This is a genomic window from Mesorhizobium sp. M0522 (genome assembly GCF_040321085.1).
Classification (GTDB): domain Bacteria; phylum Pseudomonadota; class Alphaproteobacteria; order Rhizobiales; family Rhizobiaceae; genus Mesorhizobium.
On the sequence record NZ_JAMYQW010000007.1, the window covers coordinates 211,413 to 225,914 of the forward strand.

Below are 14,502 nucleotides of genomic sequence, written 5' to 3' on the forward strand. Positions count from 1 at the left end.
TACAAGCCGGCCAAGATTCCCCGGCCAAGATTCCGAAGAAAGAAAGAAGCCTGAATGCGCCCTTCCAAACGCCAATTCGACGAAATGCGCCCCATCTCCTTCGAGCGCGGCGTCTCCAAGCATGCGGAAGGCTCGTGCCTGGTGAAGTTCGGCGACACGCATGTGCTGTGTACGGCCAGCCTGGAGGAAAAGGTGCCGGGCTGGATGCGCAACTCCGGCAAGGGCTGGGTGACGGCGGAATACGGCATGCTGCCGCGTTCGACCGGCGAGCGCATGCGCCGCGAGGCTTCGGCCGGCAAACAAGGCGGCCGCACGCTGGAAATCCAGCGGCTGATCGGCCGCTCCCTGCGCGCCGTGGTCGATCTGCAGGCGCTCGGCGAGCAGCAGATCACCGTCGACTGCGACGTGATCCAGGCCGACGGCGGCACGCGCACCGCTTCGATCACCGGCGGCTGGGTGGCGCTCTACGACTGCCTGCGCTGGATGGAAACCCGCCAGATGGCGAGCCTGGGCAAGGTGCTGAAGGATCACGTTGCGGCGATCTCCTGCGGCATCCATGATGGCCAGCCGGTCATCGACCTCGACTATATCGAGGATTCCTCGGCCAGTACCGACGCCAATTTCGTCATGACCGGCAAGGGCGGCATCGTCGAGATCCAAGGCACGGCCGAGGGCGAGCCGTTCTCGGAAGAGCAGTTCGCGGCGCTGATGGGGCTCGCCAAGAAAGGTATTCAGCGCCTGGTCAGCTTGCAGCAAATGGCGGTGGCTTAGCTGCGGTCAATATTGATGAGATTGGCGATCCTGTGACCCCTTCTGCAATCCTGGAATCAGCACTCTACGTGACGGACCTTGCTGCCGCGGAACGGTTCTATTCGGGCGTGCTCGGGCTCGATCTGCTCGGCAAGGTCGATGGCAGGCATCTCTTCTTCCGCTGCGGCGACAGCGTGCTGCTTATGTTCAATGCCGAGGCGACCAAAGTGCCGCCGCCGGCCGACGCCAAGCTCAAAGTACCGCCGCATGGCGCGGTCGGCCAGGGCCATCTTTGCTTCGCCGCAAGCGCGGATGAAATCCCACGCTGGAAAGCGCATCTTGAGGCGAAGAAAATTGCCATCGAAAGCGAGTTCGAATGGCCGCAGGGCGGCCGCTCGATCTATATTCGCGACCCGTCGGGCAATTCGATCGAATTCGCCGAGCCAAGAATCTGGGGCATCTGATGCATTCGCCAACTGTTCATTCGCTTGACGGGCATAAGATCGTCGTCGCCAGCCATAACGCCGGTAAATTGCGGGAATTCGCCGATCTGATGGCGCCATTCGGCATTGAAGCGAAGTCCGCAAAGGAATACGGCCTGCCGGAACCGGACGAGACCGGCACCACTTTCGAGGAGAACGCCCTCATAAAAGCCTTGGCTGCCGCCAAGGCCACTGGATTGCCGGCGCTGTCGGACGATTCCGGCCTGTGTGTCGATGCGCTCGACGGCGCACCCGGCGTCTACACCGCCAACTGGGCCGAGACGCCGGACGGCTCCCGCGACTTCGGCATGGCCATGCAGCGCACGGAAGTGGCCTTGCAAGAAGTTGGCGCGATCACGCCTGCCCAGCGCAAGGGCCGCTTTGTCGCGGTCATCTGCCTGGCCTTCCCCGATGGCCAGGCGGAATATTTTCGCGGTGAGGTCGAGGGCACGCTGGTATGGCCGCCGCGCGGCGAGCTAGGCTTCGGCTACGATCCGGTGTTCTTGCCCTACGGGTTCGAAAAGACCTTCGGCGAGATGAGCGCGGAGGAAAAGCATGGCTGGAAGCCCGGCCAGCCAACCGCATTGTCGCACCGTGCCCGCGCCTTCCAGAAATTCGCGCAAGCCCGATTGGCCGGCGCATGACCATGCTGCTCGACCGCAGCCCCGGTTTCGGCGTCTATGTCCACTGGCCATTCTGCGCGGCCAAATGCCCCTATTGCGACTTCAACAGCCATGTCCGCCACCAGCCGGTCGACCAGGAGCGTTTTGCCCGCGCCTTCGAGACCGAGCTGGCGACGATGCGCGGCCGCACCGGGCCGCGCGAGGTGACCAGTATCTTTCTTGGCGGCGGCACGCCATCGCTGATGAAACCGCAGACCGTGGCGGCGGTGCTGGATGCAGTGGCGAAGAACTGGACGGTGCCTGATGGCATCGAGGTGACGCTGGAGGCCAATCCCTCCTCGGTCGAGGCCGAGCGCTTTCGCGGCTATCGCGCGGCCGGCGTCAACCGGGTGTCGCTTGGCGTGCAGGCACTGAACGACAAGGATCTGCGCTTCCTCGGCCGTTTGCACAATGTCGATGAGGCCCTGCATGCGATCGGCCTGGCGCGCGAGATATTCCCACGGCTGTCGTTCGACCTGATCTACGCGCGGCCCGGTCAGACGCCGGAAGCGTGGCAGGCGGAGCTCGAGCAGGCGATCGGCCACGCCGCAGACCATCTGTCGCTCTATCAGCTGACCATCGAGGAAGGCACGCCGTTCCATGCACTGCATGCGGCAAGGAAATTCATCATTCCAGACAATGAGCTTGCCGCCGATCTCTACGCGTTGACACAGGAGATCACCACCGCGCGCGGACTGCCGGCCTACGAGATTTCCAACCACGCCAGGCCCGGCGCCGAAAGCCGGCACAATCTCACCTATTGGCGTTATGGCGAATATGTCGGCGTCGGTCCCGGCGCGCATGGCCGGTTCGTCGAAAATGGCCGCCGCGTGGTGACGATCGCCGAGAAAATGCCGGAGACCTGGGCCAATCTGGTCGAGGCCAAGGGTCATGGCGTTACCGGCGGCGAGGTCCTGACGCGGTCGGAAGAGGCCGACGAGTTCCTGCTGATGGGGCTGAGGCTGGCGGAAGGCATCGACCTTTCCCGCTACGAGGCATTTTCAGGGCGCGGCCTGTCGACGGCACGGCTGTCGGTGCTGCAGGACGAAGGCCTGGTGGCGCCGATCGGCAATGCCCGCCTGCGCGCCACGCCGGCCGGCATGATCGTGCTCGATGCGGTCGTGGCGGATTTGGCCAGATAGCACGTTGAAGAACGTTCTCTTCATCTGCAGCCAGAATCGCTTGCGCAGCCCGACGGCGGAGCAGGTGTTTTCCAAGCGGCGGGACATCGAGGTCGCTTCGGCCGGCACTAATCACGATGCCGACATACCGTTGACGCATGAACTCGTCGCCTGGGCCGACATCATCTTCGTGATGGAAAAAACGCACCGCGCCAAACTGCAGCAGAAATTCAAGACAAGCCTGAAAAAGGCTCGAGTAATCTGCCTCGATATTCCCGACGACTATGCATTCATGGACCCGGCTCTGGTGGGCCTGCTGGAGGCGCGTGTCTCGAAGTATCTGGGTTGAATGATACATCGCGGAGCATTCGCAACCGCGCTTCGAGAACTGTCTCGACCGATCGCTAAGGTTTGCGGGGTCAAGCCTCGTGCTTGTGGCGGTGTTTGGCGCGATCTTTTTCGCTGGTCTCTCCGGAACGGGCCGGCTTGATCTCGCTTTTGTCGCGTGAGGCATGGTGCTGGTCGTCTGTGGAATGTGACGCTGCGCCATCGCGGGCGCTTTTTGTTTCGAGGCGGGTGATGAAAATGTCGAAGCGATTGGGCATCGTCCGGTCAGTGCTCCATCGTGCGGTCGGTTTCGTTTGCGGGCTTGCTCTCTGCCGATCGCTGGCGTGCAAGCGGCTTCTTGGCTCTGCCATCTGCGGCTTCGGCAGGCAGGCTCTTGTCGCATGGCGCGGCGAAGCGTTTGCGGCCGGCATAGTAGGGTTCGAAGACGTCCTGTATCGTCAGGCTGTTCATCCTGCTCCTCCCGAGATCAGGGGTAAAATTCGCCGGCAACGGTTTCGTTCCCTACTGTGGCGAAGGCATGGCGGCCGGTTCACGTCGGCATCCCTTTTGGAACCAGGGCCTTTGCAACCCAGGCTTTTGCAACCAAGCGTGAGCCGTGCCAAACAGGGTCGAACGGAGTTGTGCAGGTGACCGGCGAATCGGCCAAACGCAGTTATGTGGTCGGGCAGACCGAAATCGCCGCCCGGCCGCTCGAGCCGGCGCTCTACCTGGTGGCGACGCCTATCGGCAATCTCGCCGACATCACGCTGCGCGCGCTGGAAACGCTCGCCGCCGCCGATATCGTCGCTTGCGAGGACACACGTGTCAGCCGCGTGCTGCTCGACCGCTACGGCATCCGCCGCCGCACCACCGCCTACCACGAGCACAATGCCGGCGAGGCCGGACCGAAGCTGATCGCGGCGCTGCTGGCCGGCCAAAGCGTAGCGCTGATCTCGGATGCCTGCACGCCGCTCATCTCCGACCCCGGCTACCGGCTGGTCGGTGAGGCGCTGGAACGCGGCATTCGTGTCGTGCCGATCCCCGGCCCATCAGCAGCACTTGCCGCTTTGACGGCATCCGGCCTGCCCTCGGACGCGTTTCTGTTTGCCGGCTTCCTGCCGGTGAAGACCGGGCAGCGGCTGACGCGGCTGGAAGCGCTGAAGGCGGTGCCGGCAACGTTGATCTTCTTCGAATCGCCGCGCCGGCTGGCCGAGACGCTCAGTGCCATGGTCGAGGTGCTGGGCGGTGCCCGCAAGGCGGCCATCGGCCGCGAGCTGACCAAGACCTTCGAGGAGATGCGGACCGGCACACTGCAGTCGCTCGCCAGCCATTACGCCGCAGCTGATACGCCGAAAGGCGAAATCGTCATCTGCGTCGGCTTGGCGGATGTTGTCGCTGATGAGCCTGAAGACATCGACCGGCTGCTGCTTTCGCTCGCCGCCGAGATGCCGGCCTCCAAGGCAGCGGCGGAAGCCGCCAAGATGACGGGTGGCCAGAAGCAGACGCTCTATCGTCGGCTGCTCGACCTCAAGAATGCCGGAAGAGACGGGACCGGCGGAGACGGCGATGGCTGAACGGCCGAGCGCCAGCCGGCAAAAGGCCTACCGGCGCGGCCATCACGGCGAATGGCTGGCGGCGGCGGCGCTGATGCTGAAAGGCTACCGAATTCTTGCCCGCCGCCACCGCACCAGGTTCGGCGAGATCGACCTGATCGCGCGGCGTGGCGATCTGGTGCTGATCGTCGAGGTCAAGGCGCGCCGCACGCTGATGGAGGCAATGGAAGCCGTCGGTCGCGAATCGGAGCACCGCATCGAAGGCGCCGCCGATTTCTGGCTGTCGCGCCAATCCGACTACGGAAAATTATCGGTGCGCTTCGACATGGTGGCGGTGCTGCCGTGGCGCTGGCCGGTGCATGTCGAGAATGTGTTTTACGGGCGAAACTAGGCCATTCTCGACGTGGGGCCGTTTTGCTGCGCCTGCGGTTCAGATCATGGTTTGCCGATCTGTCAAGCATCCGCCCAGCGCTGACTGGAACAAAAGCGTTCCTGCGTTGTTCCCCAATCGTCCTGATGTTCGACGGGCTGGTTCAAATGCCGGCCAGGGCAGTCCGCGTGGCAGCTATGCGAGGACAAAGGGATGGCGAGGCAAATGGATCCCGACGATCTCAACCCGGAACGGATCGTCACCGTGTTCGGCGGAACTGGCTTTCTCGGGCGCAGGATCGTGAAGCGGCTCCTGGAAAGAGGTTTCACGGTGCGCGCCGCATCTCGCCATCCGGCTCGCGTGGCCCTGGTCTTTTCCTCGGTTACAAGGATGCCCGAAGCAGTCGAGGCGGATATATTGGATGCGTCCTCGATCGGGTCGGCCATTACCGGATCACAGGCGGTCGTGAATGCCGTCAGTCTTTACGTCGAGCAGGGCGTCCAGACCTTTGAACGCGTGCATGTGAAAGCCGCGGCCGATCTCGCTGCCGCGTCGCGCGACCGCGAGATCGACCAGTTCGTCCAGATTTCAGGGATCGGCTCCGATCCTCAATCGGATTCGAATTACATAAGGGCGCGTGGGCGCGGAGAAGGTGCCGTGGAAAGCGCATTTCCCGGCGCTTTCATTGTGCGTCCCGCCGTCATGACAGGACCTGACGACGCTTTCCTCACGACCATTGTGAGGATGATACGCCTCCTGCTGGTCTATCCGCTGTTCGGCGATGGTGGCACACGGCTTCAGCCGGTCTATGTGGCAGACGTCGCAGAAGCAGTGAGCCGGCTGATCGACGGGCGAACCCAGGGTTCATCCATATTCGAATTCGGTGGCCCGCGTATCTATACCTATAAGGAACTGCTTCGGGAGATCGCCCGACAGCTCGATACGCACGTCAAGCTGATGCCGGTGCCGTTTGCGGTATGGAACGCCTTGGCTGGCGTCGCGGAACTCCTCCCGGCTGCCCCCATAACGCGCAACCAGATCGATCTTATGCGTCAGGACAATGTGGCAGCAATCGACGCGCCTGGCCTGAAGGAACTCGACATCGAGCCGCGGGATATCGACGAGGTGATCCGTGCGATCGAACAGCGCCGTCGCGTAGGCTCGCTCTCGTCTCCGGCTTAGGACGGCCCCCTGATCCTGGCGGGAACCTATCGCCGCGCGACAGGTTGGTCGAGCTTGAAGCCAGTGAAAGAAGGAGAAGAACTATGGCCAGATGCGATCAATGCGGGAATGACTACGACAAGGCTTTCAACGTGACGATTGCCGACGAGACCTACACATTCGACAGCTTCGAATGCGCGGTCCAGAAACTTGCTCCGATATGTCCGCATTGCGGATGCCGGATCATCGGACATGGCGTCGAACAGGATGACATCATCTACTGCTGCGCACATTGCGCCGCGGAGGAAGGCGCGAGCGCGCTGACCGATCGTGCGCCTTGACGCACCTCCTTTGGCGTCTCCAGGTCGACCATTCCGAACGACTGCGCCGGCTCGTCCCATATGGCCAGTGCTCTCAGCACGACGACGACCAGCCAAGGTCAAGGCCGCCGCACGCTGATGGAGGCAATGGATGCAGTCGGCCGCGAATCGGAGCGCCGTATCGAAGGTGCCCGCGATTTCTGGCTGTCGCACCAATGGACTACGGAAAATTGTCGGTGCGCTTCGACAAAAGGCAGCGTGCGTCGTCTTGATCGCGCCAGAGCTGTCATGTTCTTGCACGTTCAAGAACCCGCGTTCGACGGTTCGTTTAGACGCCGTTCCGTGGCAAGTCGGCTCCCGCTTGGACAAGTCGCTCCACGACGGCGGCCGCCTCCTCTGGAATGGCCGGTATGGTGCCCGACTTCCGCGTCGATCCGAAATCGAGGCCGGCGAAAAAGAGACCTGGAACAGCGCCGACGCCATCCTCGTGGACGGGCTGGCCGGCTGCATCGAGGGCGCCGGGGAGCCGGACCCATGAGAAATCGCCGGTGAAGCCCGTGCACCAGATCACTGATCTGATGCCGCTCGCCGTCCAGTCGAGGGAGCGGATCGGAGGATCGGGCAAGCGCGGGTCAACCGTCTCGGCCGGATCATCCTCGGCCAGTGGCGCATCGAGGCCGGCGCGCTCGATGTACCCGTCGACCAGGCGCTTGGTATTCGCGGAGACCTCGTCGGCAAATCGCATGTGGTCGTCGAGCTCGTCGCCGAAGACGAGGCTGCCATTCTCCACTCCCCTGAAGCGGCCGAGCAGCACCACGCCTTGCGCACTCAGCGATTGCAAACTGATCGTGTGCGTCGCGCCGACCAGCGCGCGGGCCTGCAGCTTGCCGGAAGGGAGGACGAGTTCCTTGCGCGGAACGTCGAGAAAACCGGACAGCGTCAGCCATTTAAGTATGTTGCCCCCGCGGTAGCGCCGCACCCAACGGCCGTTGCGGCTGGTCGCCAAAAAGACCACACGTCCTGCCAACGCCAGATCCTCGGCGATCTGGCCGCCCGACTGGCCGCTGCCGACCACCAGCACCGCGCCACTCTCGAACTCGGCCGGGTTGCGATAAGCCGAGGAATCGACTTGGCCAATTGCGGTTGGCAAATCCGCCGACCCTGCTGGCCGGACCTGCCGATTCTGGTCGCCGGTGGCGATCACCACGTTGCGCGCCAGAAATGCCCCGTCCGTCGTGGTGATGCGAAAGATCCCGTCGTCTCTCGTCAGCTCTTGCACCGGAGTTTGGGTGCTTACCGGCAGGCGGTGCCGCTCGGCATAGCCTTCGAGATACGCGACAAATTCGTGGTGGCTTATCGCGCCCCACGGCTCGGGCCCCTCGTAGGAATCACCGGGTAAGATGGAGCGAATGGTCGGCGAATTCAGTCGAAACGAGTTCCACCGCTGCGTTCGCCACGTCTCGCCGATCCGGCCTCGATCGAGCACGCGGTGGTCGCGGTCCTGCCGTTTCAAGAAGTAACTGACGCCGAGTCCCGCCGGACCGGCGCCAATAACGAGGGCGTCAAGAACTTCGCTCATGCATTCCCCCTGCCAACCAAACGTCCACAAGATCGTATGGCTCGGCTTCGGGCAAGAATAGAGTTCCGGCTGGGATTGCGCTATCCGCGCCGGCTCACCCCCAGATTGCCAGCCCCGCCAGCCCGACGATGCCGACGACCAGCCGCCACCAGCCGAACAGCGCATAGCCGTGGCGCGAGACGTAGTCGAGCAGGAAGCGCACGACGATCAATGCCGTGACGAAGGCGGCGACGAAACCGACGGTGATGATGGGCAGGTCGGCGCTGCTCAGCACATTGCGATTCTTGAACAGGTCGAAGGCGAAGGCGCCGACCATCGTCGGTATGGCGAGGAAGAAGGAGAATTCCGCCGCCGCCCGTTTGTCGACCCCGAGCAGCAGCGCGCCGACGATGGTCGAACCCGAGCGCGACGTGCCGGGGATCAGCGACAAGCACTGGAACAGCCCGATCTGCAGATAAAGCCTGGTCGGGAACCGCTCGACATCGTGGTAATACGGCTTCGGCTTCATGCGATCGACCAGCAGCAGGATGACACCGCCGATGATCAGCATGATGCAGATCAGCCGCGGCGATTCGAACAGCACCGTCTTGATGAAGTCATGCGCCAGTGCGCCGATAATGGCCGCCGGCAGGAATGCGATGAGAATGCCAAGGACGAAATGCCGCGTCAGCCGATCGTAGGGTAGCTCGAGCAGCATCTTCCAGAGACGGCGGAAGTAGACGCTGAGGATCGCCAATATGGCGCCGAGCTGGATCAGGATCTCGAAGGCCTTGCCGGTCGAATGAAAGCCGAGGAAATGGCCGGCGAGAAGGATGTGACCGGTCGAAGATACCGGAATGAACTCGGTCAGGCCCTCGAGCAGGCCGAGCAGCAGCGCTTCGACGACGGTCTGGCTTTCCATGGCAACCTCGGCGTTGGAGTGAGGGCTTGAGAAAAGGGCTTGCTTGTCACGGCGCGGAACTCCCCCTATAGGTCGCAGCACCCTGACAGCCCGCTGAATCGGGCGGCCAAGACTTACCGGCGCAGCCGGCGATTTGCCAGTGCGCTCTATTATCGCGGGACCATGCTGACGCTTTTCCACCATCCGATGTTCGCCAGCTGCCGCTTCGTCCGCCTCGCCTTTGGTGAGTATGGCGAGGAACTGGCGCTGATCGAGGAGAAGCCGTGGACGCGGCGCAAGGAGTTCCTGGCGCTGAACCCGGCCGGCACGCTGCCGATCCTGCTCGCCGAAGGCGACGTGCCGATCGTCGGCGCGATGGTCATTGCCGAATATCTCGACGAGACGCGCGGCGTACTCAAGCGCGACAAGCGGCTATTCGCCGAGGATCCGATGGAGCGCGCCGAAATCCGCCGGCTGACCGACTGGTACCTCAACAAGGCGGAAAGCGAGGTTACCCGGCATCTGGTGCGCGAACGCGTTCTGAAGCCGGTCATGCCGGAAACGGCAGGCGGCGGATCGCCCGATTCGGCGGCGATCCGCGCCGCCCGCGCCAATATCCGCCAGCACATGAAATACACCAACTGGCTGGCCGGCACCCGTCATTGGCTGGCCGGCAACAAGGTCACCTATGCCGATCTCGCGGCGGCGGCAGCACTGTCGGTGCTCGACTATCTCGGCGAGATCGACTGGCGCGAACACAGCGCCGCGCGCGAATGGTATACAAGGGTGAAATCACGGCCTTCGTTCCGGCCGCTTCTGTCCGACCGGGTGCGTGGCCTGTCGCCGGTGTCACATTATGCGGACCTCGATTTCTGATACGGCAAAGCTGCGCGCGCTGATCGACCGCGAGGCGCGGAATGCCGGCTTCGACGCCGTTGCCGTCACCACGCCCGATGCGATTCCGCAGGCGCCGGAACGGCTGGCCGAATTCGTTGCCGACGGCTTTCACGGCTCGATGGGCTGGATTGCCGAAACGCTCGAGCGGCGAGGCAAACCGACGACGCTTTGGCCAGAGGTCCGCTCGATCATCGTGCTGGCGATGAATTACGGCCCCGACCACGACCCACGCGACATCCTGGCAAAGCGCGACCGCGGCGCGATCTCGGCCTATGCGCAGAACCGCGACTATCATGACGTGATGAAAGGCCGGCTGAAGGAGATCGCCGGCAAGATCGTGGCGCGCGCCGGCGGGGACGTGAAAGTGTTTGTCGACACCGCGCCGGTGATGGAAAAGCCGCTGGCCGAGGCGGCCGGCCTCGGCTGGCAAGGCAAGCACACCAACCTGGTCAGCCGAACGCATGGCTCCTGGCTGTTCCTCGGCACCATCTTCACGACGGCCGAACTGGTGCCGGACGCGCCTGAGGACGACCATTGCGGCTCCTGCCGGGCCTGCCTCGACGTTTGCCCGACGGATGCCTTTCCGGCGCCTTACCGGCTCGATGCGCGGCGCTGCATTTCATACCTCACCATCGAGAACAAAGGACCGATCCCGCATGAGTTCCGGGAAAAGATCGGCAATCGCATCTATGGCTGCGACGACTGCCTGGCCGCCTGCCCGTGGAACAAGTTCGCCCAAGCCGCTTCGGAGGCAAAGCTTGCCGCCCGCGCGGACTTGCGCGAACCGCCGATCGCCGAGCTGCTGCGCCTCGACGACGCTGCCTTCCGCGTGCTTTTTTCGGGCTCGCCGGTCAAGCGCATCGGCCGCGCCCGTTTTATCCGCAACGTGCTGATCGCCGCCGGCAATTCCCAGGACTTCTCGCTGGCCGGCGCCGTCCGCGCGCTGCTCGACGACGCCTCGCCCCTGGTTCGCGGAGCTGCGGTATGGGCGCTGTTGCGGCTGGTGCCGAGTCGGGAGTTTGCCGAGCGTGCAGCGGCCGCATTGCAAGCAGAAGATGACGAGGCGGTGAGAGGCGAATGGCTTCTGGCCCTGCCAAAGCCGATCGAGGCACATACATGACCAAACAGCAGATTTTCATCTTCGGCGCCGGTTATTCGGGCAAGGCCTTTGCCCGCGCCAACAAGGATGCCGACACAGCGATCTTCGGTACAACACGGTCGCTGGAAAAATTCGCGGCGCTGCGGCAAGCCGGTATCGTGCCGCTGCGTTTCGATGGCACGCTGACCTCCGAAATCGGCGATGCGCTTGGGAAGACAACCCATCTCGTCGTCTCGGTCGCGCCGGACGAGGCCGGCGACCCGGTGCTGGGTGCGGCTCGCGAGGTGATCACGGCCAACATGCCGGAGCTCGAATGGATCGCCTATCTCTCGACCGTCGGCGTCTATGGCGACCATGGCGGCAATTGGGTGGACGAGGCCGCCGAATGCCGGCCAGTATCGAAGCGATCAGCGATGAGGGTTGCCGCCGAGCAGGATTGGCTGAAACTGGGCCACGACACCGGCCGGCCGGTGGCGATCCTGCGGCTTTCCGGCATTTATGGGCCAGGCCGCAACGCCTTGGTCAATCTGGAAAACGGCACTGCGCGGCGGCTGGTCAAGCCGGGCCAGGTGTTCAACCGCATCCATTGCGACGACATTGCCGGCGCGCTCTGGCATCTGGCCGAAGGCAATCGCGGCGGCATCTTCAACGTCACCGACGACCTGCCGGCGCCGCCGCAGGACGTCGTCGCCTATGCCGCCCGATTGATGGGCATCGAGCCGCCGCCCGAAATTCCGTTCGAGACCGCCCAACTTTCGCCCATGGCGCGGTCCTTCTACGGCGAGAACAAGCGTGTCGCCAACGCGGCGATCAAGGCGGCCGGCTATGGGTTTCGCTTCCCCGACTACCGTTCGGCGCTCGACGCCATGTGGGCGAGCGGCGACTGGCGCGACGGCGAGGCGCGCAGCCCGATGAAACGGTCATGATCGATACGTTGCGCGGGGCGTGGTATGATGCGGTTCAAATCGCGGAGGGGTCCAGCTTGGGGAAGACGTTAAAGCGAGCCTTGCCCGGCAAAACACTGCTGCTTTCGGCAGCACTGGCCGTCGCCAGCTTGACAGCGCTGGCAACGCAGACGGCGGGCGCCGAGGAACGGGCAAAAGACCTGTTTGGCGCCAAAAGGCTGCCGGCGGTCGCAGCAGCGCAATCGATCGGCTTCTACTCCAAAGGCTGTTTTTCCGGCGGCGTCGCCCTGCCCATGGATGGCCGGCACTGGGAGGTGATGCGGCCGTCGCGCAACCGCCGCTGGGGTCATCCCGCAATGATCGCGCTGATCGAGAAATTGTCGCGCGACGCTGCCGCCGACGGCTGGCCGGGCCTATTGATCGGCGACATTTCGCAGCCGCGCGGCGGGCCGATGCTGACCGGCCATGCCTCTCACCAGATCGGCCTCGACTCCGACATCTGGCTGACGCCGATGCCCGACCGCAAGCTTTCTACCGAAGAGCGCGAAAACATCAGCGCTACCTTGATGGTCGATGAAAAAACTCACCTGGTGAAGGACGGGCTGTGGACGCCGATGCATACGCGGCTGTTGAAGCGCGCCGCGAGCTATCCCGAAGTCGAGCGCATCCTGGTCAATCCAGGGATCAAGAAGAAGCTCTGCGACACGGTCAAAGGCGACCGCGGCTGGTTGCGCAAGGTCAGGCCGTTCTGGGGCCACGACTACCACTTCCACATTCGCATCGGCTGCCAGGCTGGATCACCCGACTGCAAGGCGCAGGAAGCGACGGCGCCGGGCGATGGCTGCGACCAGGCGCTGGCCTGGTGGTTCACCGAGGGGCCGTGGCGCCCCAACAAGAACCCGGACAAGCCGAAGGCACGCGACGTGATGACGATGGCGAACCTGCCCAGACAATGCCAGTTCGTGCTCGACGCGCCGGCTCCGGCCTCGGCCGAAGCAGTCACCTACTATGGCGGCGTACCGATCGCGGCAGAACCCGCTCTCGCGGCAGAACCTTCGCCGCCGCCGACGGTCGCAGCCGGCGCGGCAGCGCTTCCGGCCTCGGCGAACGCCTTTGTGGCGACCCCCGAGATCGGCATTCCGCTGCCGCGGCCACGACCGGGGCACTGATGCGGGCAGCGTGTTTGCTGTCTGCATCCGTGCATCTCCACTTCGAAAACCGATTTCCCTTTTTGCGGTCATGCGCTAGTCAACGAGAGAACGGCGATACGCGTCGGGAACGGACGAGAGCATGCCAGGCGTAAGCGACGACGACACTCTGTTGCGATTTCCGATCCTGATCGGCGACATAGGCGGCACCAATGCGCGCTTCTCGATTGTGCTCGACGCGAATTCCGAGGCCGGCGAGCCGACCATCGTCCAGACCGCCAACTTCAATACGATAGACGAGGCGATCCAGTCGGCCGTGCTCGACCGCTCGTCGGTCCGGCCGAATTCAGCTGTGCTGGCGGTAGCCGGTCCTGTCGAAAGCGACGAGATCCCGCTTACCAATTGCCCATGGATCGTCAAGCCGAGACAGATGTTCGCCAGTCTCGGTCTCAGCGACGTCGTGGTGCTCAACGACTTCGAGGCGCAGGCGCTGGCTGTCGTCGCGCTCGGCGAAGAGCACATGGAAAAGATCGGCGGCGACGAGCCGGAACCGAATTCCGGGCGGGTGGTGCTCGGCCCGGGAACTGGGCTCGGTGTCGCCGGGCTGGTTTATGCGCTGCATCACTGGATACCGGTACCCGGCGAGGGCGGCCATATGGATATCGGCCCGCGCTCGCCGCGCGATTTCCAGGTGTTTCCGCATATCGAGAAGCTCGAGGGCCGCATCTCCGGCGAACAGATCCTGTCCGGACGCGGCCTGGTCAATGCCTACCGGGCGGTGGCCAAGGCGGACGGCAAGCCGTCGCCCTTTACAACGCCTGCCGAGGTCACCGCCGCGGCACTGGCAAAGAACGATCCGGTGGCCGAAGAGGCGCTGTCGATCTTCGTCACTTGCCTGGGGCGCACCGCCGGCGATCTCGCTCTAGTGTTCATGAGCCGCGGCGGCGTGTTTCTCACCGGCGGCATCGCGCAAAAAATCCTGCCGGCGCTGCGCACCGGCAATTTCCGCGCCGCCTTCGAGGACAAGGCGCCGCACAGCGCCCTGATGCGCAGCATGCCGGTCTATGTCATCACTCATCCGCTGGCGGCGCTTTTAGGGCTGGCCGCCTATGCCAGAAATCCGTCGCTGTTCGGCGTGCAGACGGCGGGGCGGCGCTGGCGGGTCTAGGATACAAGCTGCGCCGCGACGAAGTTTCGCCGTCCTCGGCCATAGGCAAGCCGCCATCGGGGCGTTAAGAGGTTGCCGAA

The 14,502-nt window shown here is 63.8% G+C and carries 17 protein-coding genes and 1 pseudogene; 15 read left to right on the forward strand and 3 right to left on the reverse strand.

The genetic code is table 11. From position 1 onward, the window contains the following. Positions 1 to 54 precede the first annotated feature (54 nt). From rph to NKI58_RS11880, 5 genes are read left to right on the forward strand one after another with little or no spacing between them, the layout of a single operon-like run. Entirely contained in the window at positions 55 to 771 is a 717-nt protein-coding gene (rph, locus tag NKI58_RS11860) for a ribonuclease PH (RefSeq protein ID WP_352697382.1), read from the forward strand. A 32-nt stretch (positions 772 to 803) separates the two neighbouring features. Continuing rightward, on the forward strand, positions 804 to 1,214 hold the full coding sequence (locus NKI58_RS11865) for a VOC family protein (RefSeq protein ID WP_023678980.1): 411 nt from the start codon (positions 804 to 806) through the stop codon (positions 1,212 to 1,214). Then, positions 1,214 to 1,876 (forward strand): RdgB/HAM1 family non-canonical purine NTP pyrophosphatase, encoded by a 663-nt coding sequence (gene rdgB / locus NKI58_RS11870; RefSeq protein ID WP_352570199.1) that lies wholly within the window; start codon positions 1,214 to 1,216, stop codon positions 1,874 to 1,876. The genes NKI58_RS11865 and rdgB overlap by 1 nt, the downstream gene beginning before the upstream one ends. Then, positions 1,873 to 3,036: a radical SAM family heme chaperone HemW gene (hemW, locus tag NKI58_RS11875; protein WP_352702152.1), complete on the forward strand. Its 1,164-nt coding sequence runs from the start codon at positions 1,873 to 1,875 to the stop codon at positions 3,034 to 3,036. The genes rdgB and hemW overlap by 4 nt, the downstream gene beginning before the upstream one ends. Positions 3,037 to 3,040: 4 nt before the next feature. Continuing rightward, positions 3,041 to 3,364 (forward strand): low molecular weight protein tyrosine phosphatase family protein, encoded by a 324-nt coding sequence (locus NKI58_RS11880; RefSeq protein ID WP_023678977.1) that lies wholly within the window; start codon positions 3,041 to 3,043, stop codon positions 3,362 to 3,364. Positions 3,365 to 3,627: 263 nt separating this feature from the next. Here the strand turns inward: NKI58_RS11880 and NKI58_RS11885 are convergent, their stop codons facing one another. Continuing rightward, positions 3,628 to 3,813, reverse strand: a complete 186-nt coding sequence (locus NKI58_RS11885) for a hypothetical protein (protein WP_023678975.1) — start codon at positions 3,811 to 3,813, stop codon at positions 3,628 to 3,630. A gap of 176 nt (positions 3,814 to 3,989) precedes the next feature. On the opposite strand from NKI58_RS11885, the gene rsmI reads away from it, so the two are divergent. The 5 genes and pseudogenes from rsmI to NKI58_RS35520 all read left to right on the forward strand — a co-directional run. Further along, positions 3,990 to 4,916, forward strand: a complete 927-nt coding sequence (gene rsmI / locus NKI58_RS11890; protein WP_352853224.1) for a 16S rRNA (cytidine(1402)-2'-O)-methyltransferase — start codon at positions 3,990 to 3,992, stop codon at positions 4,914 to 4,916. Next, positions 4,909 to 5,286 (forward strand): YraN family protein, encoded by a 378-nt coding sequence (locus NKI58_RS11895; RefSeq protein ID WP_023678973.1) that lies wholly within the window; start codon positions 4,909 to 4,911, stop codon positions 5,284 to 5,286. The genes rsmI and NKI58_RS11895 overlap by 8 nt, the downstream gene beginning before the upstream one ends. 192 nt (positions 5,287 to 5,478) lie before the next feature. Continuing rightward, positions 5,479 to 6,447 (forward strand): complex I NDUFA9 subunit family protein, encoded by a 969-nt coding sequence (locus NKI58_RS11900; protein ID WP_352787849.1) that lies wholly within the window; start codon positions 5,479 to 5,481, stop codon positions 6,445 to 6,447. Positions 6,448 to 6,530: 83 nt separating this feature from the next. Further along, a complete protein-coding gene (locus NKI58_RS11905; RefSeq protein WP_352787846.1) occupies positions 6,531 to 6,767 on the forward strand; it encodes a metallothionein in 237 nt (78 codons plus the stop codon). A gap of 99 nt (positions 6,768 to 6,866) precedes the next feature. After that, positions 6,867 to 6,994 (forward strand): annotated as a pseudogene (locus NKI58_RS35520) (YraN family protein); the annotation flags it as partial. A gap of 80 nt (positions 6,995 to 7,074) precedes the next feature. On the opposite strand, the gene NKI58_RS11910 reads toward NKI58_RS35520, so the two are convergent. Next, positions 7,075 to 8,325: a flavin-containing monooxygenase gene (locus NKI58_RS11910; RefSeq protein ID WP_352575346.1), complete on the reverse strand. Its 1,251-nt coding sequence runs from the start codon at positions 8,323 to 8,325 to the stop codon at positions 7,075 to 7,077. Between the two features lie 94 nt (positions 8,326 to 8,419). Further along, positions 8,420 to 9,226 (reverse strand): undecaprenyl-diphosphate phosphatase, encoded by an 807-nt coding sequence (locus NKI58_RS11915; protein ID WP_352575348.1) that lies wholly within the window; start codon positions 9,224 to 9,226, stop codon positions 8,420 to 8,422. Between the two features lie 162 nt (positions 9,227 to 9,388). On the opposite strand from NKI58_RS11915, the gene NKI58_RS11920 reads away from it, so the two are divergent. The 5 genes from NKI58_RS11920 (at position 9,389) to NKI58_RS11940 (ending at position 14,422) form a co-directional block, all read left to right on the forward strand. Then, positions 9,389 to 10,081 (forward strand): glutathione S-transferase family protein, encoded by a 693-nt coding sequence (locus tag NKI58_RS11920; protein ID WP_352476844.1) that lies wholly within the window; start codon positions 9,389 to 9,391, stop codon positions 10,079 to 10,081. Continuing rightward, a complete protein-coding gene (queG, locus tag NKI58_RS11925; RefSeq protein WP_352853226.1) occupies positions 10,062 to 11,222 on the forward strand; it encodes a tRNA epoxyqueuosine(34) reductase QueG in 1,161 nt (386 codons plus the stop codon). Before NKI58_RS11920 ends, queG begins: the two co-directional genes overlap by 20 nt. Continuing rightward, positions 11,219 to 12,127, forward strand: a complete 909-nt coding sequence (locus NKI58_RS11930) for an SDR family oxidoreductase (RefSeq protein ID WP_352825472.1) — start codon at positions 11,219 to 11,221, stop codon at positions 12,125 to 12,127. Before queG ends, NKI58_RS11930 begins: the two co-directional genes overlap by 4 nt. Positions 12,128 to 12,183: 56 nt before the next feature. Continuing rightward, on the forward strand, positions 12,184 to 13,275 hold the full coding sequence (gene mepA / locus NKI58_RS11935; protein WP_502897052.1) for a penicillin-insensitive murein endopeptidase: 1,092 nt from the start codon (positions 12,184 to 12,186) through the stop codon (positions 13,273 to 13,275). Positions 13,276 to 13,396: 121 nt separating this feature from the next. Further along, complete coding sequence (locus tag NKI58_RS11940) at positions 13,397 to 14,422, forward strand: glucokinase (RefSeq protein ID WP_352451886.1); 1,026 nt, start codon at positions 13,397 to 13,399, stop codon at positions 14,420 to 14,422. Positions 14,423 to 14,502: the final 80 nt, after the last annotated feature.

Coding starts and splice junctions, on each gene's coding strand:
- rph (WP_352697382.1), top strand. CDS start 55: ATGCGCCCTTCCAAACGCCAATTCGACGAAATGCGCCCCATCTCCTTC.
- rdgB (WP_352570199.1), top strand. CDS start 1,214: ATGCATTCGCCAACTGTTCATTCGCTTGACGGGCATAAGATCGTCGTC.
- hemW (WP_352702152.1), top strand. CDS start 1,873: ATGACCATGCTGCTCGACCGCAGCCCCGGTTTCGGCGTCTATGTCCAC.
- NKI58_RS11885 (WP_023678975.1), bottom strand. CDS start 3,813: ATGAACAGCCTGACGATACAGGACGTCTTCGAACCCTACTATGCCGGC.
- NKI58_RS11895 (WP_023678973.1), top strand. CDS start 4,909: ATGGCTGAACGGCCGAGCGCCAGCCGGCAAAAGGCCTACCGGCGCGGC.
- NKI58_RS11900 (WP_352787849.1), top strand. CDS start 5,479: ATGGCGAGGCAAATGGATCCCGACGATCTCAACCCGGAACGGATCGTC.
- NKI58_RS11905 (WP_352787846.1), top strand. CDS start 6,531: ATGGCCAGATGCGATCAATGCGGGAATGACTACGACAAGGCTTTCAAC.
- NKI58_RS11910 (WP_352575346.1), bottom strand. CDS start 8,325: ATGAGCGAAGTTCTTGACGCCCTCGTTATTGGCGCCGGTCCGGCGGGA.
- NKI58_RS11915 (WP_352575348.1), bottom strand. CDS start 9,226: ATGGAAAGCCAGACCGTCGTCGAAGCGCTGCTGCTCGGCCTGCTCGAG.
- NKI58_RS11920 (WP_352476844.1), top strand. CDS start 9,389: ATGCTGACGCTTTTCCACCATCCGATGTTCGCCAGCTGCCGCTTCGTC.
- queG (WP_352853226.1), top strand. CDS start 10,062: ATGCGGACCTCGATTTCTGATACGGCAAAGCTGCGCGCGCTGATCGAC.
- NKI58_RS11930 (WP_352825472.1), top strand. CDS start 11,219: ATGACCAAACAGCAGATTTTCATCTTCGGCGCCGGTTATTCGGGCAAG.
- NKI58_RS11940 (WP_352451886.1), top strand. CDS start 13,397: ATGCCAGGCGTAAGCGACGACGACACTCTGTTGCGATTTCCGATCCTG.